The sequence below is a fragment of the Virgibacillus carmonensis genome (assembly GCF_057836705.1).
In genome coordinates this window covers 1-653 of sequence record NZ_JBYQFJ010000198.1, presented here as the reverse complement: position 1 = coordinate 653, position 653 = coordinate 1, and the positions used below count along the sequence as shown (strand labels likewise).

The following is a 653-nucleotide window of genomic DNA, read 5'->3' as shown; positions in this document are numbered from 1 at the left end:
CCATAAAATCTGCTTGTTCCAATGGACTTATTTTTAAGGAGCTATCTAACCAAAATTGATCAATTCCTCCACTAATATCTTGATTCCCGTATGATAGTTTAGTGACCCATTCATTCATGCGATTTGCACCAATATCACGAGCCATTGCTTGGTAATACCAAATGACTGAGTGACGCATTCCTGAGCCAAGCATGTGGTCCTGATTCCATATTTCAATCTCTCTTTCCATTCCATCCCATCTCTTAATGTCATACTCATCCTTGACTGTTCCCACCTGTAGTCCGATTAAAGCATTCGGAACTTTAAACGTAGATTCTGGAGTTAGTCGCTCATTGGCTCGTTCCTCATTGTGCACAAAGGTTTTCCCGTTTTTAATATCACGCAAAATAAACGTCCCTTCCTGGTCAGAAAAAAAATCACCAACATCCAGCTTCTTAATAATAGGTTTCTTCTTTTGGGTTATTTCATTACTTGATGCTTCTGCGTTAAATTGATGAGTAACACTTGTGGAACCTACAAACAGTAAAATTGCCGCCAAATAAACCAACAACTTTTTCATTTCGCCACCTCATTTGTTTTTTTATCAGTATACTAGATAGATGATGTATTGAAATGATGATTTTGTACTGTTTCTTATCTAAGTTTGATAAAAT

1 protein-coding gene is annotated in these 653 nt (G+C 36.8%); it reads right to left on the bottom strand.

What is annotated here, in order from left to right:
* The coding region (locus AC3G7N_RS21360) for a penicillin-binding transpeptidase domain-containing protein (protein ID WP_489424146.1) at positions 1-559 on the bottom strand (559 nt) is incomplete at its 3' end.
* Between the last annotated feature and the right edge of the window lie 94 nt (positions 560-653).